Genomic DNA, 23,287 nt, shown 5'->3' on the forward strand with positions numbered 1-23,287 from the left:
GCGTGTGTGGCGATGACTTTCGCTAGATGAAACAACGCTCTTGCAACCCGCTTTTCACCAGTGTCCGGGTCACCGATAAAATCTCTTCCACCTGTTTATCGATCGCTGCATGGGAGGCTGCGTCTTCCAGTTTGAGGACACGCAGTGGGTGACCGCAGACTGATCCCAGCCAGGTGAGACGGGGTATCGGGCTGACTTCGACATCCAGTAAAAAGCAGCCTTTGGATACGCCGCGCAGCAGTTGGCTGGCCCGGCAAGTGGTCGCCGGCGCCGTATCTATCGGGTTGGACCCAAACTGCAACCAGTCGAGCATGAACGCCCTGGATTGCTGGACCACCAGATAAGCAACCTGGTCCCAGTCGTCGATCTCCATATGCAACTTGTCAATCAGGTACTTGGGCAACGCGGCGCTGGTCACGATGACGACCCCGGTATCCGCCAGCGGTTCTTTCACCCAGATTGCAGACTGCGATATCGCATGCATGGTGGTACTCCCGGCGTGATTCCTGAGCCTAAAGGCTGACACAATTCCCTGTGGGAGCGAGCTTGCTCGCGATAGCGATTTGTCAGTTACCTCTGTAGGCACTGAACCAACTCAATCGCGAGCAAGCTCGCTCCCACAGGGGCTCCCACAGATGACTCCAAAAGCAGTTCTACGCTTAGCCGTTACGAAACAGGAAGCTGTAGGCGTTCAGCGCCGGCGCCCCACCCAAGTGTGCGTAAAGCACTTTGGAACCTTCGGGGAATTCGCCACGACGGACCATTTCAATCATGCCGTGCATCGATTTACCTTCGTACACCGGATCTGTCAGTACCCCTTCAAGGCTGCCGCACAGTCGGATTGCTTCCAATGTGCCTTCGTTGGGCAAGCCATATTCCGGGTACGCGAAACGCGTATCGAGCACCACGTCCTCTTCGGTAATCTCGCGCCCCAACTCCACCAGCTCAGCCGTGTGTCGGGCGATGCGCAGGATCTGTGCCTTGGTCTGTTCCGGCTTGGCCGAAGCATCGATACCAATCACATTCTTCGAACGACCGTCAGCGGCGAAACCGACAACCATGCCCGCCTGCGTACTGCCGGTCACCGAGCAGACCACGATGTAGTCAAACTTGAAGCCCAGTTCTTTTTCCTGCTGCCGCACTTCTTCGGCAAAGCCGACGAAACCGAGGCCGCCATAGGGGTGCTCGGAACAACCCGCCGGAATCGGAAACGGTTTGCCACCCTGCTCCACGACATCGCTCATGGCCTTTTCCCAACTTGGCCGAATGCCAATATCGAAGCCAGCGGCGTCAAGCCGCACGTCAGCGCCCATGATCCGCGACATCTCGATGTTACCGACGCGGTCATACACCGCGTCGGAATAGTTCACCCAGTTTTCCTGCACCAACACGCACTTCATGCCCAAGTGGGCAGCGACGGCAGCGACCTGGCGGGTCTGGTTCGACTGGATGCCGCCGATGGAGACCAGCGTATCGCAGCCTTGCTCGATCGCTTCGGGAATGAGGTATTCGAGCTTGCGCGTCTTGTTCCCACCAAAGGCCAGGCCACTGTTGCAGTCTTCACGTTTGGCATACAGCTCGACCTTGCCGCCCAGATGTTGACTGAGGCGCTTCAAGGGCGTGATGGGCGAAGGACCGAAGGTCAATGGATAACGTTCAAAACGATTCAGGTTCATGACTCTGCTCCTTGATATGGGATATCCAAGCGCCAGACCGAAAGGGAAAAGGCCGCATTCCAGGCTCTTTCCAGAGGGGCTTCGATGAGTTCAATATTAAGAAGAATTCCAAAAATATGTGTTGCAAGTTTCCATCACTTGGAAAAACATAATTTCCATGAAGGCACGTCGAACATACTTTTAATGCGTGGAATTCAATATGAGAGCAACAAACACTCACAAGAAGCCGGGCACTACGGCCCCAGTGCCACAGCCACTGGATCGAACCGACCGCGCGATTCTCAAGGCCCTGCAACGGGATGCCTCCATCTCCAACGTGGCGCTTGCAGAGAAGGTGAAACTGAGTGCCCCGGCCTGCCTCAGGCGCGTCGAGCGGCTCAAGCAGGTCGGCCTGATCAAGAACATCGTCGCCCTGTTGGACAATGAAGCGCTGGATGCGGGGATGGTGGTCTTGATCGGCGTGGTGCTGGACCGCTCCACACCGGAATCCTTCGCCGCATTCGAGGCGGCCGCACAAAAGGTGTCCGGCTGCATGGAGTGCCATGTGGTGACGGGGGAGTTCGACTACTTCATGTTGCTGCGCACCAAGGACAGCAACAGTTTCAACCGGCTCCACGCCGAGCAATTGCTTTACCTGCCGGGGGTTCGCCAGATTCGCTCGTTCATGGGCTTGCGCCAGGTCTTGTCGACAACCCACATCCCCCTTTGAGGCTCCACTCAGAGCGAGCAGGCATCGGGGGGCATGCGCAGAAAACCTGACACGACTGAATGCGTTGGCAATCCAGCTGCTAAGCTCAATTTCGCTCCAGGCCATAACCAATAACAATGTTCAAGAAAGGTAAGGCAGCATGACCACGGCACAGTCTCCGGCAACGTCCGCGAAATGGCGTTTCAAGTTAGGCATCGCCATTCTTTGTCTAATGCTCACGCTGTGGTTGTTGGTGCCACTGGCAGCGGCAGCGGATGTGCCCCGCTCCACCATCGCCGCTATCACCGGCGCCCTGTTCATCATCAACAAGGTGTTGTTGCTGCTGGTGATCGCCGTGATGGGCAAGGCGGGTTTCCAAGAGCTCAAGCAGCATGTGTTCAGCTACGTGTCGGGCCTTGTGCCCAGCGCTGAGCAGGAGGTAAGCGTCACCCGCCACCGTATTGGCCTGGTGATGTTCTGCTTGCCGTTGGTGTGCTCCTTTCTCGAACCCTATGTCGACACCCTCGCGCCCGGTCTGCGCCCCAATAGCTGGGCATTGCAACTGCTGGGCGATGCACTGTTGGTTGGCAGCTTCTTTGTACTGGGTGGCAATTTCTGGGAGAAGTTGCGCGCGCTGTTTATCCGAACCGCACGGGTCACTGCCTCCGACCCGGTCTGAGTCAACGCCCGGATCGCCTCCCCCCCGGCGCGCTGTCAGTTGTTCTTGAAGCGCCATGACTTACAGGTGCCGATATGCCCGAAACACAGAATTCTCCCGTTTCCGTCGAGCCTGAGCGCCAAACTGAACCGCCTCCTGAAAAGCCTGCGCCAGCCAATCCGCTGCGGCGCATTGCACTAGGTGTGGCGGTGTTGATCGCCGTGCTGTTTACCCTCTCCATTTTTATGGAACGACGCACGCCCTCGACGTCGCAAGCCGTGGTGCAAGCCTATGTCGTGCAAATGGCTGCCGAGGTGGGTGGTCGTGTGACAGAAATTGCGGTGCTCGACAATGCCCGGGTGAAGACTGGCCAGGTGCTGTTTCGTATCGACCCGCAACCCTACAAGCTTGTCGTCAGCGAGGCTGAAGCGCGGCTGGAAGAAACCGGCCAGGCGTTGGGTGCCAGCACCGCCTCGGTGGATGCCGCCCAGGCACAGCTGGTGTCGGCGCGCGCGCAGCGTGACAACATACGCGAGCAAGCCCGGCGGGTGAACCAATTGGTCGAGCGCGGTGTGTTCGCCCCGGCGCGCCAGGATGAAGCCAAGGCCTCGCTGAGCTCCGCCGAGGCGGCCGTGAGCAAAGCCCAAGCCGACCTGGAGCGGGCGCGTCAGCAATTAGGGCCCAAAGGCAACGACAACCCGCAATTCAAGCAAGCCCTGGCCGCACTGGAAAAAGCCCGGCTCGACCTGGTGCGTACCGAAGTCATTGCACCCGCCGATGGCGTGATCACCCATCTCCAGCTCGCCGTGGGTCAGGTCGTCAGCGCTGGCCAACCGGCACTGACCTTCATCGACAGAGGCACCGTATGGGTGTCTGCCGCCTTCAAGGAAAACAGCCTGGAGCATGTGCAGGCTGACGACCCGGCGGAACTGGTGTTCGATGTATTGCCAGGCCGCGTGTTCAAGGGCCGCGTTGAAAGCGTCGGCTGGGGTGTCGCGCAACAGGATAGCAGCAACTCCGCCCTGCCCTCGGTGCGCAACGAGAGTGGTTGGGTGCGCGACCCGCAGCGCTTTCCGGTGCGCCTGCTCGTGGAGGAACCGCACCCGATCGGCCCCCGCTACGGCTCGCAAGTGACCGTGGTGATCTACACCGATGACAACCGCGTGACTAACGCGCTGGGGGCATTCATGACACGCCTGGGCGCCTGGCTGAATTATGTCAATTGATGGGCAAGCTGCGCTGGAGCTGCTGCGGATCAAGCGCCAGGGATTGCGCGTCGCCCTGGCAGCGACCGTGGGCTTGTGCACGGGTCTGGTCCTGGGCGACATCCTGCCTTTTCTAGCGCCCTTGTTCGCCATCCAGTTCCTCTTGGCCAGCCGCCGCGCACCAGCGTTGTCTCAGGGATTGATAACGTTGCTGGTGAGTCTGCTGACCGGCGCACTGCTGGTGTGTATGACCGGCATCCTCGGTGATCGACCGTGGGTGCTCCTGCCAGTGCTGTGGCTGTTTTATTTCGCCTGTTTTACCGCGCAAGGCCAACAACGGGGCGGCGCGGGGCCGGCGCTGATGCTGGTCATTGCCATTGTGGTACCGATGCTCGATATCGTGCAGCGCGATCTGGGCGAGTCCATCGTGCTAGTGCTGGTCAAGGCGGTCAGCCTGGGGTTGCTGCTGACTTGGAGCGCCCATGCGCTGCTGCCCGACCCTGCTGGTGAACATACCGACCAGCAAATCCCACAGCCGCGCGAGCTGACCCTGGTGATTCACCAGGCCATGGCCAGCGCGGCGATTCTGCTGGCTATGGTTGCCCTGTGCCTGAGCGACCCGCGGCTGGCCACGGCGATGGTCGTCCCCATCACGGTGGCCTCGTTGCTTAGCCAGTTTTCGCTAGGCATGAGCAGCCGCACCGCCCTTGGCCTGGTGATGGTCAACTTGCTGGGCGGGGTGGTGGCTTCCCTGGCCTTTACGCTGTTCGAACTGCGGCCGACCCTGTGGCTGGTGGCGCTGATCCTGCTGCTGGTAAGCCTGCTGTTTGCCGGCAAGGCCGCCATCGGCAACACCGCTGGCAAAGTATTCGGCGGGGGGCTCATGACTTTCCTTATTCTGTTCGGGCTCGGTGTATCACCGTTGCCGACAGAAACGCCCCAGCTGTTTTCCACCCGGATCGCCTACGTGCTGTTTGCGGTTGTCTATGCCATTGGCCTGGCCGCGCTGCTGTGGCCAAGGGCGGGCGTCAGGCCGGCCGAGACGGCCAACGCCCATCGCAGCCTATCGTCCGTCGACCATTAGCCTCTGCGGTCCAGTGTTCATCGTTTACTCAACGGAGCATCAAGGGGAATATCGAGGATAAAGGTTGCGCCCTGTCCGGCCCCGTCGCTGCGCACGGTCAAGCTGCCACCCATTTCCTGCGCGGCCAGCGCACAGCTGTGCAGGCCGAAACCGTGACCGTCTTTGCGCGTCGTGAAACCATGGGAAAAGATCCGCGCCAGGTGCTCAGGCGCAATCCCATTACCGTTGTCGGCCACCGTGATACGCAATACTGCCCCGTCAGCGAGAGACGCGCCGAACGTGACGCATCGGCTGCGATCGATCACGCCGTCCAACGCCTGCTTGGCATTGTTGATCAGGTTCACCAGAATCAGCAGCATCCGGTGCCGGTCCAGGGGCAGCAGGGGCAAGTCGGCAATGTCCTTGACCACCGTCACTTCCTGGCGCGCCAGTAATCCAGCACTCATGCGCAAGGCATCGTCGATCAACTCTGCGACCGGCACTGTCTCGACAATACTGACAGCAACGGCATAGGACTGCTGGGCAGCGACAATGGTTTTGATGTGGTCAATGCCCTTGGTGAGTTGTTCGAGTTCTTCGATGATGCCCTGTTGCTCTTGCGCCACCACTTTCGCCAGCTTGAGCAGGTAATCAGGCAGCATCTTTCCCTTGTGGTCTTTGGTGAGAAAATCGCTCAGGTCATGGACGTGTTCGTTCATCATTTGCGCCACCTTGCCCAGCCCCTGGGCCTTGGAGGTGCGCATCTGGCTGCTGACCAGTTCTGCCGATACGTTCACGCTGTTGAGGACGTTGCCAACGTTGTGCAACACAGTCGTGGCGATTTCGGCCATGCCCGCCTGACGGGACTTTGCATTCAGTTCGGTTTGCACCTGGCTCATGCGTAGCGCCGCGCGTATGCGAGCCTTGAGCTCCAATGGCGAGAAGGGTTTGGCGATATAGTCATCGGCACCACTCTCCAGCCCGGAGACGCAGGCCTCGCTGCCGCCGCGGGCGGTCACCAGGATCACCGGCAAATGGGCGAAACCGGCGCTGGCCTTGATTCTGGCGGTCAGGCCAAAGCCGTCGAGCTTCGGCATCATCACATCCGAGACGACGACATCAATGGGCCGACGCTGCAGGAGTGCCCAGGCCTGCTCCCCATCAGTTGCGGTGGCTACGCTGTAGTCGTCGCGCAACAGCTCGCTCAGATAGCCAAGCATTTCCGGGCTGTCGTCTACCACCAGCACTTTGGATCGCAAGGCGTGTTCCGAGTGCTGCTCGTCCGCGTCGTCCATCGACGCCCGGTCGTTGCGACTGACATGGCGGCCATCGTCGAAACGCAGGTGGCGCTGCTCGGTTGTGCTTGCTGTGCTCGGTGACGATCGCTCATGCATATCGCTGGCTTCAGTCGGTACAGTGTCTTGCTCAGTCCCCAGCGGAAGTCGAACAAAGAAGCACGAGCCCTGTCCGGGCTCGCTGTTGACGCCGACTTCGCCCCCCATCAGTTCGACCAGATCCTTGACCAGGGCGAGACCGATGCCTGTGCCGCTGTAGTGGCGCGTGGCGGAATTGTCGATCTGGGAAAAACGCTGGAACAGCAACGGCAGTTTGTCAGGCGCAATGCCAATCCCCGAGTCTTGCACTGCAAGTTCAAATTGCTCGCCATCAAGCGCAGTCACTGCCAGGTGCACGGTGCCGCCAGCGGGCGTGAACTTGATGGCATTGCTCACCAGGTTGAGGAGAATCTTTTCGAAGTGTCGGGGGTCCAGGAACACCGTGCCAAGCGCGGGATCGATGCTGCAGGTCAAGGTGCAGCCTTTGCCCTCGGCGACCATGGCGGCATCCTCGGCCAGCACACCCACCGTATTGTTCAAGTCGACTGGCATCGGACACAACTCGAACTTGCCCGCTTCGGCCTTGGAGAAATCGAGGATGTCGTTCACCCGGTTCATCAAGCGCAGCGCGTTGCGTTGGGCGCGATCGACTTGCACATGCCAGTCCGCAGGCGGGGCGGTCGCCGCCGAGAGTTGCTCCAGGGGGGCGAGAATGAGGGTCAGGGGGGTGCGCAGTTCGTGGCTGACCGTGGCCACGAAATCGCTCTTTGCCTGGTTCGCCGTCTCGGCCTGGTTGCGCGCCTGAATGAGTTCGATGGCCTGCGCCTCCAGCACCTCGGTCTGGTGGTGCAGCGCGTCGGTCCGCTCGGCGACCATTCTCTCCAAAGAGGCCTGGACTTGCTGTCGTTCGGCTTCGGCCTCGGCCTCCAGCACCCGGATGCGCAGGGCATTCTCCTGGAACACCCGTACGGCGCGGGTCATGACTCCAATCTCGTCGCCGCGTCCGGCGCTGGCGATCTCGGCGTTCAGGTCGCCGGCCGCAAGCCGGCGCATGACCGAGGCCAGGGCCACGATGGGCTGGGCGACGAATCGCGACGTGCTCCAGGCGATGGCGCCGGCCAGCAGGATCGCGACGCTACCCGCAAGTATCGTCGCAAGCATGCCGCGATCATTGTGGACCAAGGCGTCGGCGCGCGCTTGGCCTGCGAAGCGCGCCACCAACAGACCGGCGCTCCGTGCCTCGTTGCGAACCTGGTCGCGCGCGCCGATCAAGGCGTTGCTCGCCTGATGGAACCTGGCGAATGCCGCCCGGTAGCCGGCAATCTGATCGGTGACAGTCAGGGGTGTAGCCTTGGCTTGCAGCCCCACGGACGAAGGGAGAACGCGAGAGAGACGGCTGAGTTCGTCCAGGATGCCGCCGACCGAGCCGGCGACCTCGGCCGACGGTGACAGGCGAAACGACAGGGTCTGCGCCTCCAGGGTGGCAACACGCTCGGCAAAACGCTTGGACAACGCGGCGGCATTGTGCAGCAAACCGGTTGCCGCCTGAATGTCGCTTGCGTCATGGACAACCTGCCCTTCCACTTCAGCCAACATTGCCTCGAGGCGCTCGACCACATCCCCGACGGCGGCGAGCTGCCGCAAAGCCTCGTCTCCCCGGAGCTTGGGCGCCTCGCCAAGGTGCTCGACCGCCAGGCTGACCGCAGCGACCGCCGTCGCCAACTGGTCCACGTTCTCTCGCTCCTGCGGCGCCGTCATCAACTCGCGCAATTGCTCGACCACGGGCGCGAGTGCCGCGCTGGCGTTGCGCGCCGCGGTGGCGGCCGCCCCATTACCGGTCACCAGCATCTTGGCCACATTGGCGATGATGATCCGTTCGCCGTTGCGCAGGATATCCAGAATGCGATGAGCACTTTCGATGTTGCTCACCCGCGCCTCGTGCTCAGCGGCGCGGGCATCAACCCCCTTCAGCCCATCGGCGATGCCCTGTTCGACGAGGATCGTCGCCTCTCGCATCCGGCTGTAATGGGATGTCATGTTCTCCGTTTCACCATCCATGGTCAGGGTCGCCACCCGCAAGGCAGCGATCGCCGCGGCGAGCCGCTCCAGACTGCCCTTGAGCGATTGCGCTTCTGCCACCGGAATGGCGGTGAGGCCGGCGATAGCCGTCGCCACCATGCCTTCGGCCTGGGACAGGCTTTCCTGGTCGCGGGTGGCGATGAAGTTTTCCACCCGCCCCGTGGCGCCGTTGACCGAGGCCAGAATTTCCGCGGAATGGCTGGCAGAATCTACCGCACCTACCATGCCGCGCAGGCCGTAGAGGTTCACCAGCGATACCACCAGCATCAGGAACACCAGTGCGGCGACCGCCAGGCCAATCCTGACGGCAATGGGCCTGTCCGTGGAGGGCTTGAATGTCAACATGGCGCCTCGCCTCCTCGCTCCACGCCTGCCACTACGGCTTCGTCACCTCCGGCAAAGGCGTCGGCGCCGCCGTATTGCTGATGGCTGCGTCGATCATCGCCGCAACGGAAGCCTGGCTGTAGAGAGGATTGGCAGCGCCGCCCACCGGCATCGTGGCGAGCCAGGTGTCCAGGTCTTTCGCATCGATGCGTACCAGCGGCACCTCGACGAACTTCGGCACCTGCTTGCCCGCCAGAATCTGCTGGGCCACCCAGAAACCCACCTGGGAGACGCTCGGGGAAGCGGAGACAGAGACGGTCTCGTAGCCATTGGCATCGCGCTCCTGTTTCCACAGGGCGAGTTCATCCTGACGGTTCCCCATCACGATGATTGGCAAAGGGCGTCCCGCCGCCTTGAACGCCATGGCGGCGCCATAACCGTCACCGCCCTGAGTCGCAACGGCATCAATGCTGGGCAGCGACGGCAGCGCCAGCGCCACCTCCTTGCGTGCGACAGAAGCCGTCCAGTTCCCGTATACAGTCTTGGCAAACTTCAGGCCCGGATAGTCGCCAGCGGCCTTGCGAATGCCGTCGCTGATGTTTTTATCGGTGGCATCGCCGGCAATGCCGCGAATCTCCAGCAGCGTTCCGTTCCCCTTGAGGCGCCCGGCGATATAGTCCATTTCCACGCGACCCATGGCGGACCAGTTGTAGTCCACGGTATAGACGCAGGGTTCGGTGACCAGGCTGGCCATGACGACCACCACGATGCCGGCGTTGCAGGCATCGCGGATCACCCCGTTGAGGGCCGTGTCGGACGCGGCCAGGATGACGATGGCGTTGACGCCCTTGACGATCATGTCCTGGATATGGGCCGCTTGTTCCGATGCCGAGTTATTGGCACTGACCACCGGAGCCTCGCGGATCAAGCCATCCTTTTGCGCCTGGACCGCAATCTCCTGCCAGTTGCGCACCATCACCTTGCGAAAATCGCTGCCGGCGTAGGAGTTGCTGAAGGCAATGCTATAGCTTGCGGTAGGACCGCTGGCGATGCCGCCGTCGGCAGCTTGGGCTGGATTGACAGCAACCAGCGCCAGCCCGGTCACGCAGCCGGCCAAGCGCCACAAGACTTTGTGGGTGATCGAAATACGCCGATGGACACGCGCTACCAGACTGCGCATTCGACCATTCAGATAATAGAACCGGGCATGAAGAATCAGACACATACAGACTCCTTTCCTTGGTGGGCGACAAGTGAAACCAGTACATTGCCTGCAGTGGCAATGAGCATAGTCTCAACGTGCCCGCTTCGCGCGGCCATGGAGGATTTCAGCCAACTGAGCGCCCCTGGTCGCGCGCAGGCACTGTCACCCGGGGGTGATCAACACTAGCGTGGCCTACGGAATCGACCCGGTACTGACACCACTACACGCCCCTACTTCACCTGCGCTTCCTTCAAAAGCCAATGCGCAAATGCCTGGATGGGCACGCGGCTCAGCTCAAGGGGCTCGGGTAACACGAGGCAAAAGGTCTTGGCGACATTCGTCTCCTGTGGCCAGGGCGCAACCAGCCGGCCTTGCGCCAGCTCTGCTTCCACGTACAAGCGCGGTACAAGTGCCACGCCGAGACCAGCCAGTGCGGCTTCGATCAACATCGCATGCAAATCGTAGCGCGCGCCCATCGCTGCGTTGCTCAGGACAATCCCGGTTTCCTGGGCATAGCGCTGCCAGGCATCCGGGTTCTGCCGGCGGTGCAATCGCGGCAGTGAATCCAGAGCCGTTGCCTGCTTGCCCGGGTTCAGGAGGTCAGGACGACAGACCGGAATCAACACTTCGTTCAACAGGCGGTGCGTATGCATGCCTGTCCAAGCTGGGTGCTCAAAATGGATAGCGGCATCGAAGCCGCTGCCGGCAAGCACGAACGGTTCCATACGTTCCGAGAGGTGCACGCAGATATTCGGGTGTTGCTCGCCAAAGCCGGACAACCGAGGAATTAGCCAACGCAGGGCAAAAGTTGGGCTGACGGCGATATCCAGGCTTGCGCCGTCGTTGGGCTGGCCCATCAAATACTGGCTTTCCCTGTCGAGCCGGTCGAGTAGTTCGCGCACTTGAGCAGCGTAGCGCTCACCGTTAGGCAAAAGCCGCACGCGGTTACCAACGCGCTCGAATAGCGTAACGCCCAGAAAGGCTTCCAGGCGCCCCATCTGTCGACTGATGGCGCCTTCGGTCAAGGCCAATTCGTTTGCGGCACGGGCGAAACTGCCATGACGGGCTGCTGTTTCAAAGGCTATCAAGGCGGCGTTACTAGGGAGTTTTCGACGCATGGGTTTTCCTGAGGCAAGTCTAGGCATCCACCTTGATGTTTAGTCACTGAATGGTGCAGTAAAGTCGTTTTATAAGTCATTACCGTGTCACTAGCATGATTAAACATCAACCCATGAAGTGACATTATGATTTACACAGTCGAATGCAACTACGCTGAACCCGCCAGCGAAGCCGAGTGGAATGCGTTTTACAGCCTGGAAAAACTGCCAGCGCTGATCTCGGTGAGCGGATTTAGCTCCTCACAGCGTTTCAAAGCCTTGAGCGGCAATTGCCCAGCCTACCTGGCCCTGCATTCAGTCGACACGCCAGCCGTATTGCAGAGCGACGAGTACCGCCAAAAAGGGGGTGGCAATTTTTCCCGTTGGCAGTCGCACATCACTGATTGGAGGCGCAACCTCTATGCCGGGCTGGACCGAGCCGTTGCCGTGGGCGCGGACGAACTCCTGTTGATCAGTGAACAAGGCCCTCAAATACTGATTGAATTAGGCCTTACACCTTTAGCGCTACATGCAGTTGCTTTGGACAAGAGACCTGCACACCGTTGGCTGGCCAAACTGGATTGCACTCAGGCAAAGGCCAGCGATCTGCAAGGGCTGGATGTCTATTACGCAATGACCGTGCAGTTACAGTCATGAGTAACGTGGACATAAATCACCGGAGACTCCCCAGCCAGCAAATCGGCGAGTTTTCAATCACAGCCATCAGCGATGGCTACTTGGGTGCGAGCCTGGATTTTCTCGCCAATATCGCGCCAACGGAGGCGGCCCGACTTCAGTTAGCCGCCGGGATCAGCGAGCCAGCGTCGATCCATATCAATTGTTATCTGGTACGTGGGCGTGGCCGCACGATTCTGATCGACGCCGGCGCCGGCGGTTTCAATCAATGGGGCGGCGAGTTGCTGGCCAATCTTGCATTGGCTGGCGTGCAACCCGGCGAAATAGATACGATTCTGCTGACGCACGCGCACCCCGACCACATCGGTGGCTTGTTGAACGCAGCGGGAGAAATGGCCTTCACCAATGCTGAATTGGTTGTGCACCAGCGAGAGCTAGCGTTCTGGGAGGACGACGGCCACCTTGGTCAAGCCAGTGAACGCGCGCGTGGAAACTTTCTGTTTGCACGAAGGGTGTTCGAGCGGTACCGGCAAAATCTGCGCCCGTTCACCGCCAATGACGTACTGCCTGGAATCAGCGCGATGCCGTTGCCTGGGCATACCGTCGGGCATTGCGGCTACCGCTTCGAGTCCGCGGCGAGCAGCCTGCTGGTGTGGGGCGATATCGTTCATTTTCCTCAGATTCAGATCGCGCGCCCCGATGTCACGATTGCCTTCGACCAGGACCCATTGCTATCGGCGGCCACGCGAACGAGGCTGCTGGATGTTGCCAGTTCAGACAACTTGATGGTCGCTGGCATGCACTTGGCCGCGCTCGGCTTTGCTCATATCAAGCGTTCCGGTAACAGCTACACCATTGCTTACGAGACGTAAGCCAGGTGGGCAGCAAGTCGTCTTGCGACAGTTTTTCTTCGCGCCTGAAAACCTGCTTGGGGCGCTAAAGGGGCACATTTATTTTCACTGCTGACGCTGGTCATGAGACCAGCGCCAAAAGGACCTGTGGGTATCACCATTGATGTCAGCACGGCCCGCCATTCCACCCTCTGCGGGAGCTTTTCGCCCCCGCCCGTAAAATATCCCCCCAGCGCCTCACCAGATAGTTGTGCTCATCCATCACCGAGTTCCACACAGCGATGTGCCCCATGCGCTGCTCATAGGAACCGCCATCGCGCACATCACCGATGTCAATCAGCGGCAAGCCATCACTGCCCAGCAACTCCTCTCGCGCAGGTTGACCGGCGTACCAGTAATCCCACTCGGCACTGCTCAGATGGTCGCGGCTGCGCGCCGGGTTGCCGATGTAGTAACCCTGGCGCGCCATCACCGCGCCGGGCCAGCCGGACAACCACCAATTGAGGTATGCGTAGGCCGCATCCAGCACCGGGCCCTGGGCGTGGCGCGACAATGACAAACCACCGAACCAGGCGCGGTAGCCCTCGCGAGGTACCGCCAGACGGTATTTCACCCCAGCGCGATGCAGGCGCATCAACGTCGGCGACCACAGGCTCTGGATATCGATGCTCGGGCTGAGCATCAATTGCGCGGCCTCCTCGTCATCGGACCAGAACGCCGCAAAGTGACCTTCCCTCTGTTTGCGCACCAGAATATCGGCCAGCACATCGATCTCTTCGATGCTCATATTGCCGATGTCCTTGAAGCGCGCCAGCCCCGCGCCCTGCACCGCCAGCGCGGCATCCAGGGCACCGATGGCCGCATCGCTTTGCAGCGCAGTGCGCGCACGCCACGCGGGGTCCAGCAACCACCCCCAACTTTCGTTGTCGTGACGAAAACCTTCGGGCAGGCGCTCGGGGCGGTAGGCGAAACTGTCGGCGTTATGAGTCAAGGGCAGCATGCTGATTCGCTCAGTGACGGTGCTGCCGAGGCTGCCATCGTGCTGCACGAATAAGCGCTCGCTAGGCACGCTGCCGCTGCCCAACCGGTCGTTGGCGGACAGGCGCCCGCGCTTGGGCAGGTCGTTGATCTCATGCCACAACGCAATGCGCCGCGTATCGATGGGTTGGATCGCCCGGGCCGGCCATACGAAGTCGACGTTGTGGAACCACTGGTCGTACAGGTCGTAGCTGTCGGGCTGCATCACCGCGATGCGCTGGGCCTGCTCGACATCGTGCACCTGATACACCAGGCGAATGCCCAACTCCTGTTCCGCACGAACACGCAGGCATTCGAGCAAGGTCACTGAGGTGCCGAGGACGCGGAGTGTGATCATGCGGCGAACCGCTGGGAGAACACGTCAAAGGAACGCCGCAGCAGCGCGGGATCGAGTCCACGCAGGATAAACACCAGCCGCGATTGTCGGTCAGTGCCCGGCCAGGCGGGCAAATGCACCGGGGCATGCAAACAATGCTGCACACCATGAATGACGATGGGGGCGTTACTGGTGTTCACGTTGAGCAGTCCTTTGACACGAAGAATTCGTTCGCCGTGGCATCTTAACAGCATCGACAACCAAACCCCGAAGCCGACCCAATCCAACGGCTGGTCGAAGGTCAGGCTGCACACTTGCGCGGCGCCGTGGGTGGCGCTGGTACTGCGATGCAGCTGCCAGCGACTGACTTCCACTGTCGGTTCGGCACTGCGCAAACCTTCACCGAGCAACAGTTGATCACCGCAGTGGACGTCGCAGGTATTGAGGATCGGCGTACCGGCATTGAGCGCTTGCAGGTGCGCGCGCAGTGGGGCGCAGTCCTCCACCAAATCGGTCTTGCTCAACAGCAAGCGGTCCGCGGCGGCGACCTGGGCCAGCCATTCCGGATGCAGGCGCTCTTGCAGCGCGGCATGGCTGGCGTCGACCAAGGTGACCACCAAGCCGATGTGGAAGCGTCCGCGCAATTGCACATCGTTGTTCAACGTGGCGAGGATTGGCGCCGGGTCGGCCAGGCCGGTGGTCTCCAGGATCACCCGTTTGAACGCCGGGATTTCGCCACGCTCACGGCGTTGCAACAGGCCGAGCAAGGCGTCTTTGAGTTCACCACGAATCGAGCAACACACGCAGCCACTGGGCAGCAGCACAGTATCCGGGGCGACTTCTTCCACCAGCAGATGGTCGATGCCGACGTCACCGAATTCATTGATCAGCAAAGCGGTATCGCCGAGGCTCTCGCCTTGCAGCAGGCGCTTGAGCAAGGTGGTTTTGCCGCTGCCGAGGAAACCGGTGATGACGTTGAGAGCGATGCTCATACGGCTGACTCCAAGTGATCCAACAGGCGCGGGTCCAGGGGGTCCAACGGGCGACCGAGCATGGTTTCGGCCGCTCGCCAGAGTTGATCCAGGCCACTCGCCAGTTCTTGCTTGCCGGTCGCGCCGAGCAGCAGATAAGAGGCACCCTGAAAGTCTTCGACCTTGAGCCGGAACACCGCCAGTACCTGATTGATTGCTGCGATGCGGCGCAGGCGTTCGCGGCGCCTGGGCAGCTCATCGCCCAAGGGGTCGCTCCAGTGCAGGTCTTCGCCGAGCAAACCGCAGAGTCCGCACATGGCTACACCTCGCTCATGGCATGACATCGCCGGAGTTGGGGCCGAGGGTCTGGCCAACGAACAGGTTGCCACCCGGCTCGCTGGCCAGCAGCACGGCGGTAGGCGCCACTTCATCCGCCAGGCCGAACCGGCCGAGGGGCAATTCGGCGGCCTTGGCGCGCTTCCAGTCGTCGCTGATCCCGACGACCAATGGCGTTTCAATCGGCCCGGGAGCGATGGCATTGACCAACACGTTGTCCTTGGCGACTTCCAGCGCCAGGGACTTGGTGAAGCCGATCACCCCGGCCTTGGCCGCGGCATAATGGGTGAGTTCGGCGCCGCCCTTGATGCCCAGTTGCGAGGCCACGTTGATGATCCGCCCCCAACGCTGGGCGAGCATATGCGGCAAGGCACGCTGGCTAGCGACGAACACGCTGGTGAGGTCGACGCGCAGCATCTCGTTCCACATTTCGATAGTGAGGTCGACACAGCGTGCCTGGGTGAGCATGCCGGCGTTATTGACCAAAATGTCGATGCCGCCGAAGTGCTCGACGCAGCGGTCGACACTGGCCTGGGCGCCTTCGACGGTGCCCACATCGGCGAGGCACTCCACCACTTCGGCACCGAGGTTGCGGCAGGTGATAGCGGTTTCGGCGAGGCTGACGGCGTTGCGGTCGGCCAGCAACAGGCACGCGCCTTCTGCCGCATAGGCACGGGCGATGGCGGCACCGATACCGCTGCCGGCGCCGGTGATCACGGCGCGGCGATTAGTCAGTTGGGGCATGTAAACAATCTCCCGAAAAAACACAGTTCCCACATTTTTGATCCAGTACAGTCAGTCAGTCAGGCCAGCGCACGGTCAAGCCACCGTCGATCACGATGCTCTGCCCGGTCAGGTAGCTCGATGCGTCACTGGTCAAGAACTGCACCAATGAAGCCACTTCATCCGCGCGCCCTACCCGCCCCAACGGAATCGCCCTCGCCGCTTTCGCCAAACCTTCCGGTCCGAGGGAGTTCTTCGCATCCAGTGACTGCGGCGTCTCGATCAACCCCGGTATCACCGCATTGCAACGAATGCCCTTGGCCGCCAGCTCCACGGCCAGCGAACGACACAACCCCGGCACACCTGCCTTGGCCGCTGCGTAATGGCTGTGCTCTTGCCAGCCATACACGCCACCGGCAATCGACGAAATCGCCACCAACGCACCGCCCTCGGTCATATGCCGAGTCGCCGCGCGAAAGGTGCGCATCACCCCTGTCAGGTCGACATTGAGCATCTCGTCCCAGAGCGCATCGGTCATTTCCAGCAACGGCGCACGGCGCAGCAAACCGGCGTTGGCAACGGCGTAATCCAGGCGGCCGAAGTGCTGCACGGCTTGTTCGGCCAGTGCATCCACCGACGCGGTATCGCCCACATCCAGCGACAGCATCAGGCATTCGCCACCGGCTTCTTCCACCAAGGCCACCGTGGTCTGCGGGTCATGGGGATCGGCCGGGTAATACCCGCCGACGACCGCCACACCGCTGCCCGCATAGGCCACGGCGAGGGCTTGACCGATGCCGCTGGCGGCACCGGTAATCAAGGCAACTTTACGGCTCATCAAAAACTCCTTACTGAACAGTTTCCGGGCGCACGTGGCGTGCGGCAAACATCAGGGCTCCGGACAAGAAGCACGGCAGCGCACCGAACCACAGTGCGGCGGTCTGCCAGTCGCTGCCGGCGGACAACACCTGGGTGGCGCCAAAACCCGCGACCACCGCGCCAATCGGACCCATGGCATGGATGATCGCGCCACCGGTGGCACGGATGCTGGTAGGGAAACTTTCACTGATAAAGAACAGCGCCGCCGAGTACGGCCCGATCAGAAAGAACAGGCCCAAGCTGTACAGCCCGACCACCATCGGCATGTTGCTCGGGCCGAACAGCATCCCGGCAAACGACAGGCCGCCGAGCATCCAGCCCAGGCCGATCACGTTGCGGCGGCCAATCTTGTCGCCCATCCAGCCGTGACTGAGGTAGCCGCAGTAACCCACCAGGTTCGACAGCACCAGGATGATCAGCGAGTTCTCGAACGAGATGTGGTGCACGCTGACGATTACCGAGGTGCCCAACACGCTGAACACCTGGATCGCCGCCCAGTTGAGCAACAGCGCGGCGCCGATCACCAAGGTGGCACGACGGGCCGGGCCACGGAACGCGGCTTTGAGGCCGGCCTTGCTGTGTTCGTCGTAGTCGACGCCGTAGGTCACGGCGACATTTTGCGCTTCTTTCACCGCACCACTTTTACGCAGTTCGCTGATGCGCTGGTGGATCTGGAACTGCGGGCTCTCCTTGAGCTTGCGCGCCATGATCGCAATCACCACCGCCGGAATCGCAGCGAAGATGAAGCAGCCCTGCCAACCGATGATCGGCAGCAACAGCGCGGTCAAGCCCGCCGCGATCAACGCACCGACCGGCCAGCCACCCTGCACCAGGCTGTAGATAAAGCCGCGACGTTTGGTCAGCCGCGGATCTTCCGAGGCGCCATACAACTCGGTCAAATAGGTGGCGTTGACGGTTTCTTCGGCATAGCCCAGGCCACCCAACGAACGGATCAGAATCAGCGGCGACTTGCCCCACGCCCCGCCAATCGCGGTCAGCGCCGAGCACAATGCGGATCCGGCCACCGTGAAGATAATCCCTTTGCGCCGCCCCAGTTTGTCGACGATCGGCCCGATGGCCAACGCGACAACCGCGGTACCCACTGCCACCCAGGTCGCGATTTCAGCTTGCTCCACTTCGCTCCAACCAAAGTGCCGACCGATCTCGGGCAGCAAGGTGCCGAACAGGATGAAGTCATACACCGCAAACACCCAGGCGAAGAAGGCGATCCAGGTGGCGAAGCGTACTTCCTGGGACGTCAACTGCCGGGGTTTCCAACCAGTCAGGTCAAGCTTGTTGTAGATAGACATGAATCGCGCCTCGGAGAGTGAGTGGGTGTCAGGTACGCGGTTGGCGGCGGATAAAGTCGTCGGCGATTTCGTCGAAAGTGACGAAGCGCACGCCGGCATGGCTCTGGATGTGTTCGATCAGACGCTCAAGCATCAGCAGCACTTGCGGGCGGCCGGACACATCGGGGTGGATGGTCATGGTGAACACCGCGTAGTCGTGTTCGCGGTAGACCCAGTCGAATTGGTCGCGCCACATTTCCTCGAGGTGGCGCGGGTTGACGAATCCGTGACTGTTGGGGGCCTTTTTGATGAACATCATTGGCGGCAAATCGTCGAGGTACCAGTTGGCCGGAATCTCCACCAGATCGGTTTCTTCGCCGCGCACCAAGGGTTTCATCCAGGTGTCGGGATGCTGGCTGTAGTCGATCTTGGTCCAGCTGTCGCCCTTGCGCACGTAGTAGGGGTGGAAGTCGTTGTGCATCAGGCTATGGTCGTATTTGATGCCTTTTTTCAGCAGCAGCTCGTTGGTGACTTTGCTGAATTCCCACCACGGCGCGACGTAGCCAGTGGGGCGTTTGCCGGTGACCTGGGTGATCAGCTCGATGGATTTATCCAGCACGATTTCTTCTTGCTCGGCGGTCATGGCAATCGGGTTTTCGTGGCTGTAGCCGTGCACGCCGATTTCGTGACCGGCGTCGGCCACCGCCTTCATCTGTTCGGGAAAGGTTTCCATCGAGTGCCCAGGGATAAACCAGGTGGTGCGCAGGCCGTAACGCTCGAACAGCTTGAGCAAGCGCGGGGCGCCAATTTCGCCGGCGAACAGACCGCGGGAAATATCGTCGGGCGAATCCTCACCACCATACGAGCCCAGCCAGCCGGCCACGGCGTCCACGTCGACGCCGAAGGCGCACAGAATTTCTTTAGCCATCGTTGTTCTCCTGCAGTTTTATCAGTTCAGTCGTGGGTTTCAGGGCTGGCGCAACGCGGCTTCCACTGCCAGCGCCGCGCGCAACAATCGAAAGTCTTCGCCCGCAGGCGCGCTAATCAACATGCCGGTGGGCAAACCAAGCGCATCGCGGCCGCTCGGCAGTGACACACCCGGCAGATCCAGCAAACTGCCAGGCATGGTCAGGCGCAACGTAGCGAGATTGGTGTGCACGAAAAGCTCGTCATCGGCTTCCAGTGGCGACAGAGGCGGCGCTACATGGGATACGCTTGGTGTAATCAAAAACGCCCCATCCAGCTCATCGGTCATTTGTTGCTGCAGCCGGTTGCGCGCGCTGTGGAGGTTGATCAACTGGCTGGCGGGGAATGCACGTGCGGCTTCCAGGCGGCGTCGCACGCGGGGATCGAGTCGGGTGGCGGCATCGCTGTCGAGCAGAGGCTGATGCAGGGCGAAAGCCTCAGGGGCGCCGAGCCAGCCTTGCAGCTCGATAAGCTGAAGCGTCGCTTGAAAGGCTGGCGAAGGCCGCAGGTCAATCAGCGCACCGTGATCTTTCAATACGCTCAAGCAGTGCAGTAGGTTGTCACGTACCGCAGGTTCTACACGTGCATCATCAAGGACCGCCTGGTCGACCCAAAAACGCCGCCCTGCCAAACTGTGAGGGATGAGTGATGTCGACTTGCTGCGCCCGCAGAGGATGTCATCGATAGCCAAGGCATCACGCACGCTACGTGTCAGAGGCCCGACACTGTCGAGGGTATGCGCGAGCGGGAAGACGCCTTCGCGGCTGTAGCGCCTGCAACTGCTGCGAAACCCCACCAGCCCATTGAAGGCCGCTGGAATTCGGATTGACCCAGCGGTGTCCGTGCCCATGGCAATCGGCACGATTCCCGCCGCGACCGCGACCGCTGAGCCCGAGGACGAACCGCCTGGAATGCGTGGTTGGTCGAGCCCGACTGGATTGTGCGGCGTTCCAAAATGGGGATTGAGTCCAAGTCCTGAGTAAGCGAACTCGCTGAGGTTTGTTTTCCCGACACTGACCATTCCAGCTTTCGCCAGTAGGCCTACGACATTAGCGTCAAGCAGCGCTGGCTTAATGTCGCGGCGCACGGCTGCGCCTGCGGTCGCTGGACTGCCTGCGACGTCGAACATGTCTTTCCAAGCAATGGGTACGCCGTCCAGTGCGCTTGCCGGCTGTCCGGCCTTCCAGCGTGCGGCCGATGAGTGGGCTTCGCGAAAGGCACGCGCCGAACAGAGAGAGATGAACACGTCATCGACTTCCACCACCCTGGCCAGCATTTCTTCCAACGCCTTGACCGGGTCGCTGCAGCCCGAGGCGAATGCATCTGCCATCGCCAATGCATCGGCTTCAAGCGGTAATTGAGGACTGGCGTAGAACATCTGATCCACCGAAAACGTATTTATTAATAAAATATACGTTTTACAAAGCAGATAGCGTGCCAGAATGAGTGTTGAAGGAATGTCAGGGCGGTCACCTGAGCAAGCAGCCTGCGGCTAGCCCACGGGTTAGACACCTTTCCAAGCGGGTGGATACTTCAATTTTGCGAAGCCTTCCCTGCAGGATCACCCAACAACACAAATAATGTATTAATTAGAAAATATCCGTTTTGGTGCAAATCAGTAACAACGGCCCAACGAACGCGCACAAATGACGTGGTCCACGGTGACAACAGACTTGTGCGAGAATCTTCCCCCGCCTTTCGAGAAGCGTATGAGATCGATGACCGCCGAGGATTACCGCACTGCATCGCGCTACGCCATGATCCGCCAGGTCCTGCGTGACGCCATCGTTAACGGAGAGGTGGCTCAAGGACTCGTCCTGCTCGAAGCACCTCTGGCCGAGCTGTTCGGAACCAGCCGCGTACCGGTGCGCAAAGCGTTGGACCTGTTGCACAAGGAAGGCTTGATCAGTCGTTTCGACGGCCGCGGTTATCTGGTCAACCCGAAGGGAGTTGAAGTGGAGCCACTGCGGTTGGCCGTTACCCACAAGCAACTCGGTCTTGATAGCAGCGAAGAACTGGTCGATACCCGGCCGTTGGGCGAGCGGATGTTCGACGAGATTGGCTCGGCTTTATCGACCTGTATTGCTTTCGGGCACTATCGGCTCGACGAGCAAAAGGCCGCCGAGCATTACGGCGTCAGCCGGGCGGTGATACGCGAGGCATTGATGCGTCTGCGTGACCGCGGCCTGGTGGAAAAGGAACCTTACTCCCAGTGGCTGGCCGGCCCGCTCACCGCCAGGGAGGTCACCGAAGACTACGAGTTGCGCGCCTGCCTTGAACCTGAGGCGTTACGCCAGAGCGCACCAGGGCTTAGCCGGGGGTCCCTTGAAGCGATGCTGGCTCGGGTTAAAGAGGCACAGAGCAACCCACATTGCAGCCTGGCATGCATCGAGCAGCTTGAGGAAGATCTGCATTACCACTGCCTCGCCGGAATAAACAATCGCAAGATCGCAACACTGATCCGGCAAGCCCAGAGCCCGAGGATCATCAGTCGGATTTTTTACAGTCAGTTGGGCCTCGGCCCCGACGAAGCCATGCTGGCCGAGCACCGTCTGATTTTAGAGCTGCTATTGCATGGCGCATTCGACGCCGCTGCACTGAACCTCAAGGAACACCTCCACCGCGCCCGCCAACGCATGTTGCAGCGGTTGAAAGTTCTGTCAGTGCTACCTGAGCAACAAGTGCCGGCGTATCTGACCAGACTGAGCTGAAAGCAGGTTCGGCGTGGACCGCTTCATTTCCATGGCCTTTGCCACCTGCCACACCATCGGGTAGGACTCGCTACGGCTATGAAAGGGCCAACCGCAGAATCGCAGGCAACGTAGTCAGTATCAAAATGATGGACATAGAGACGTTGAAGGCTAACGAATAGCTGGGGCGCGTTAGCACCTGGCGTAATGCAGCCCCACCCACTGCCCAGATTCCCACGCATAGCATCGACAGAGCCGCCAATAGAGCACCTGCTATGCATAGGTTCAGGACATGGTTTTCGACGGGTATATACGTTGCAGATGCGCTAATTGAAAGCGCCCACGCTTTCGGATTTATCCACTGAAATGCCGCACCCGCTAATAGCCCCATTGGAGGCCGGCTGTCTTGACCGATTTCCAGCGGGCCGCTGGTTGCAATTTTCCAGGCCAGCCAAAGGATATAGCCTGCGCCGACAACGCCTAGCGCTGTATGAAAACCTGGCGCCGCGTCAAATAGGGTACCTAGCCCCAGTCCAAGCAGCACGAACTGCAAGCTGACTCCAAGGGCGATACCACCGACCAAGGGCATCGTTCGCATCACGCCAACCTTCGCACCTGAGACCAACACCATGGCGTTATTAGGGCCCGGTGTAGCGGTCATCACGATGGCGAAAATCATGAATGGAATGAGGAGCGTGGGATCGGTCATGACAAGGATAAGCCTGGTTGAGAAGTGCGGAAATTTTATAGCTCAGCACACGCACAATGGTTGCATAATCACGAATAAATCCAGGACAAACACAACTAATGACCGAACTTGATCAAATTGACAGGAGAATATTGCGTGAGCTTTCACGGGACGCCCGCCAGACCAATTTGAAGCTGGCCGAACGAGTCGGGCTGTCTGCCTCCGCCTGCCTGAGAAGGGTTCAAGAGCTAGAGCGATCTGGGGTCATCACAGGCTATAGGGCAGTCATCGATAGATCTCGCCTGGGAGCAGGGTTTGTGGCCTACGTGACCGTAGGACTCTCCAACCACACCAAGGACACGCTTCGGGCTTTTGAAAAAGCGATCTGCGCCTGTCCGGATGTGGTTGAGTTTCACACTGTCACCGGGACGTTTGAGTATCTTCTGCGTGTCGAACTGGCGGACATGAAGGCTTACAAGACATTCCACAGTGAGGTCTTGGGTACGCAGCCGCATGTTTCTTCGATTACGAGCTACATCGTAATGGACACGCCAAAGAACGACCGTGCCTAAGCTT

The 23,287-nt window shown here is 60.5% G+C and carries 22 protein-coding genes and 2 pseudogenes; 8 read left to right on the forward strand and 16 right to left on the reverse strand.

The window, feature by feature from the left end; genetic code table 11:
• Window positions 1–22: 22 nt before the first annotated feature.
• Together Q7F16_RS28900 and Q7F16_RS28905 are read right to left on the reverse strand one after the other, a co-directional pair.
• Window positions 23–484: a hypothetical protein gene (locus Q7F16_RS28900; RefSeq protein WP_014338922.1), complete on the reverse strand. Its 462-nt coding sequence runs from the start codon at window positions 482–484 to the stop codon at window positions 23–25.
• Window positions 485–659: 175 nt separating this feature from the next.
• Window positions 660–1,676, reverse strand: coding sequence for a 1-aminocyclopropane-1-carboxylate deaminase (locus Q7F16_RS28905; protein WP_003200489.1), 1,017 nt, complete (start codon window positions 1,674–1,676; stop codon window positions 660–662).
• A 199-nt stretch (window positions 1,677–1,875) separates the two neighbouring features.
• Here Q7F16_RS28905 and Q7F16_RS28910 point away from each other — a divergent pair, with 199 nt between their 5' ends.
• The 4 genes from Q7F16_RS28910 (at window position 1,876) to Q7F16_RS28925 (ending at window position 5,311) form a co-directional block, all read left to right on the forward strand.
• Window positions 1,876–2,385: an Lrp/AsnC family transcriptional regulator gene (locus tag Q7F16_RS28910; protein ID WP_024616700.1), complete on the forward strand. Its 510-nt coding sequence runs from the start codon at window positions 1,876–1,878 to the stop codon at window positions 2,383–2,385.
• Window positions 2,386–2,524: 139 nt separating this feature from the next.
• The gene (locus tag Q7F16_RS28915) at window positions 2,525–3,043 is read left to right on the forward strand and encodes a transporter suffix domain-containing protein (protein ID WP_033062676.1); all 519 of its coding nucleotides are present in this window, start codon (window positions 2,525–2,527) and stop codon (window positions 3,041–3,043) included.
• A gap of 74 nt (window positions 3,044–3,117) precedes the next feature.
• Entirely contained in the window at window positions 3,118–4,248 is a 1,131-nt protein-coding gene (locus Q7F16_RS28920) for an HlyD family secretion protein (protein ID WP_082097871.1), read from the forward strand.
• Window positions 4,238–5,311: a DUF2955 domain-containing protein gene (locus tag Q7F16_RS28925; RefSeq protein ID WP_409555317.1), complete on the forward strand. Its 1,074-nt coding sequence runs from the start codon at window positions 4,238–4,240 to the stop codon at window positions 5,309–5,311. Before Q7F16_RS28920 ends, Q7F16_RS28925 begins: the two co-directional genes overlap by 11 nt.
• Before the next feature lie 17 nt (window positions 5,312–5,328).
• On the opposite strand, the gene Q7F16_RS28930 is transcribed toward Q7F16_RS28925, so the two are convergent.
• From Q7F16_RS28930 to Q7F16_RS28950, 5 genes and pseudogenes are all read right to left on the reverse strand, one after another.
• Window positions 5,329–6,189 carry a sensor histidine kinase gene (locus tag Q7F16_RS28930; RefSeq protein ID WP_409557454.1) on the reverse strand — a complete coding sequence of 287 codons (861 nt, stop codon included), beginning with the start codon at window positions 6,187–6,189 and terminating at the stop codon, window positions 5,329–5,331.
• Window positions 6,190–6,684 (reverse strand): annotated as a pseudogene (locus Q7F16_RS28935) (response regulator transcription factor); the annotation flags it as partial. It lies immediately after the preceding gene.
• Between the two features lie 48 nt (window positions 6,685–6,732).
• A pseudogene (locus Q7F16_RS28940) lies at window positions 6,733–9,048 on the reverse strand (sensor histidine kinase); the annotation flags it as partial.
• 31 nt (window positions 9,049–9,079) lie between these two features.
• Window positions 9,080–10,252: an ABC transporter substrate-binding protein gene (locus Q7F16_RS28945; RefSeq protein WP_186651952.1), complete on the reverse strand. Its 1,173-nt coding sequence runs from the start codon at window positions 10,250–10,252 to the stop codon at window positions 9,080–9,082.
• A 209-nt stretch (window positions 10,253–10,461) separates the two neighbouring features.
• Window positions 10,462–11,349: a LysR substrate-binding domain-containing protein gene (locus Q7F16_RS28950; protein WP_409555316.1), complete on the reverse strand. Its 888-nt coding sequence runs from the start codon at window positions 11,347–11,349 to the stop codon at window positions 10,462–10,464.
• A gap of 126 nt (window positions 11,350–11,475) precedes the next feature.
• Between Q7F16_RS28950 and Q7F16_RS28955 the strand changes: the two genes are divergently transcribed.
• Both Q7F16_RS28955 and Q7F16_RS28960 read left to right on the forward strand, forming a co-directional pair.
• Entirely contained in the window at window positions 11,476–11,985 is a 510-nt protein-coding gene (locus Q7F16_RS28955; protein ID WP_409555315.1) for a sugar ABC transporter, read from the forward strand.
• The gene (locus tag Q7F16_RS28960) at window positions 11,982–12,836 is read left to right on the forward strand and encodes an MBL fold metallo-hydrolase (RefSeq protein ID WP_046061775.1); all 855 of its coding nucleotides are present in this window, start codon (window positions 11,982–11,984) and stop codon (window positions 12,834–12,836) included. Before Q7F16_RS28955 ends, Q7F16_RS28960 begins: the two co-directional genes overlap by 4 nt.
• Window positions 12,837–12,981: 145 nt before the next feature.
• Here the strand turns inward: Q7F16_RS28960 and Q7F16_RS28965 are convergent, their stop codons facing one another.
• Genes Q7F16_RS28965 through Q7F16_RS29000 form a run of 8 tightly spaced genes read right to left on the reverse strand, consistent with a single transcriptional unit; the run spans window position 12,982 to window position 20,711 of the window.
• Complete coding sequence (locus Q7F16_RS28965; RefSeq protein ID WP_046061776.1) at window positions 12,982–14,190, reverse strand: ABC transporter substrate-binding protein; 1,209 nt, start codon at window positions 14,188–14,190, stop codon at window positions 12,982–12,984.
• Window positions 14,187–15,161, reverse strand: a complete 975-nt coding sequence (locus Q7F16_RS28970) for a CobW family GTP-binding protein (protein WP_079302839.1) — start codon at window positions 15,159–15,161, stop codon at window positions 14,187–14,189. The genes Q7F16_RS28965 and Q7F16_RS28970 overlap by 4 nt, the downstream gene beginning before the upstream one ends.
• On the reverse strand, window positions 15,158–15,457 hold the full coding sequence (locus Q7F16_RS28975; protein WP_079302840.1) for a hypothetical protein: 300 nt from the start codon (window positions 15,455–15,457) through the stop codon (window positions 15,158–15,160). The genes Q7F16_RS28970 and Q7F16_RS28975 overlap by 4 nt, the downstream gene beginning before the upstream one ends.
• Before the next feature lie 13 nt (window positions 15,458–15,470).
• Window positions 15,471–16,220, reverse strand: coding sequence for an SDR family NAD(P)-dependent oxidoreductase (locus tag Q7F16_RS28980; RefSeq protein WP_046061779.1), 750 nt, complete (start codon window positions 16,218–16,220; stop codon window positions 15,471–15,473).
• A gap of 55 nt (window positions 16,221–16,275) precedes the next feature.
• Complete coding sequence (locus tag Q7F16_RS28985) at window positions 16,276–17,037, reverse strand: SDR family NAD(P)-dependent oxidoreductase (RefSeq protein WP_046061780.1); 762 nt, start codon at window positions 17,035–17,037, stop codon at window positions 16,276–16,278.
• A 10-nt stretch (window positions 17,038–17,047) separates the two neighbouring features.
• Window positions 17,048–18,388 (reverse strand): MFS transporter, encoded by a 1,341-nt coding sequence (locus Q7F16_RS28990; RefSeq protein WP_409555314.1) that lies wholly within the window; start codon window positions 18,386–18,388, stop codon window positions 17,048–17,050.
• Between the two features lie 28 nt (window positions 18,389–18,416).
• On the reverse strand, window positions 18,417–19,295 hold the full coding sequence (locus Q7F16_RS28995) for a polysaccharide deacetylase family protein (RefSeq protein ID WP_046061782.1): 879 nt from the start codon (window positions 19,293–19,295) through the stop codon (window positions 18,417–18,419).
• A 39-nt stretch (window positions 19,296–19,334) separates the two neighbouring features.
• Complete coding sequence (locus tag Q7F16_RS29000) at window positions 19,335–20,711, reverse strand: amidase (RefSeq protein ID WP_409555313.1); 1,377 nt, start codon at window positions 20,709–20,711, stop codon at window positions 19,335–19,337.
• Between the two features lie 340 nt (window positions 20,712–21,051).
• On the opposite strand from Q7F16_RS29000, the gene Q7F16_RS29005 reads away from it, so the two are divergent.
• On the forward strand, window positions 21,052–22,044 hold the full coding sequence (locus Q7F16_RS29005) for a GntR family transcriptional regulator (protein WP_409555606.1): 993 nt from the start codon (window positions 21,052–21,054) through the stop codon (window positions 22,042–22,044).
• A 76-nt stretch (window positions 22,045–22,120) separates the two neighbouring features.
• On the opposite strand, the gene Q7F16_RS29010 is transcribed toward Q7F16_RS29005, so the two are convergent.
• Window positions 22,121–22,732: a LysE family translocator gene (locus tag Q7F16_RS29010; protein ID WP_409555312.1), complete on the reverse strand. Its 612-nt coding sequence runs from the start codon at window positions 22,730–22,732 to the stop codon at window positions 22,121–22,123.
• Window positions 22,733–22,830: 98 nt separating this feature from the next.
• Here Q7F16_RS29010 and Q7F16_RS29015 point away from each other — a divergent pair, with 98 nt between their 5' ends.
• Window positions 22,831–23,283 carry an Lrp/AsnC family transcriptional regulator gene (locus tag Q7F16_RS29015; protein ID WP_024616693.1) on the forward strand — a complete coding sequence of 151 codons (453 nt, stop codon included), beginning with the start codon at window positions 22,831–22,833 and terminating at the stop codon, window positions 23,281–23,283.
• Window positions 23,284–23,287: the final 4 nt, after the last annotated feature.

The organism is Pseudomonas sp. Lb2C2, assembly GCF_052112205.1.
Lineage (GTDB): Bacteria > Pseudomonadota > Gammaproteobacteria > Pseudomonadales > Pseudomonadaceae > Aquipseudomonas > Aquipseudomonas kilonensis.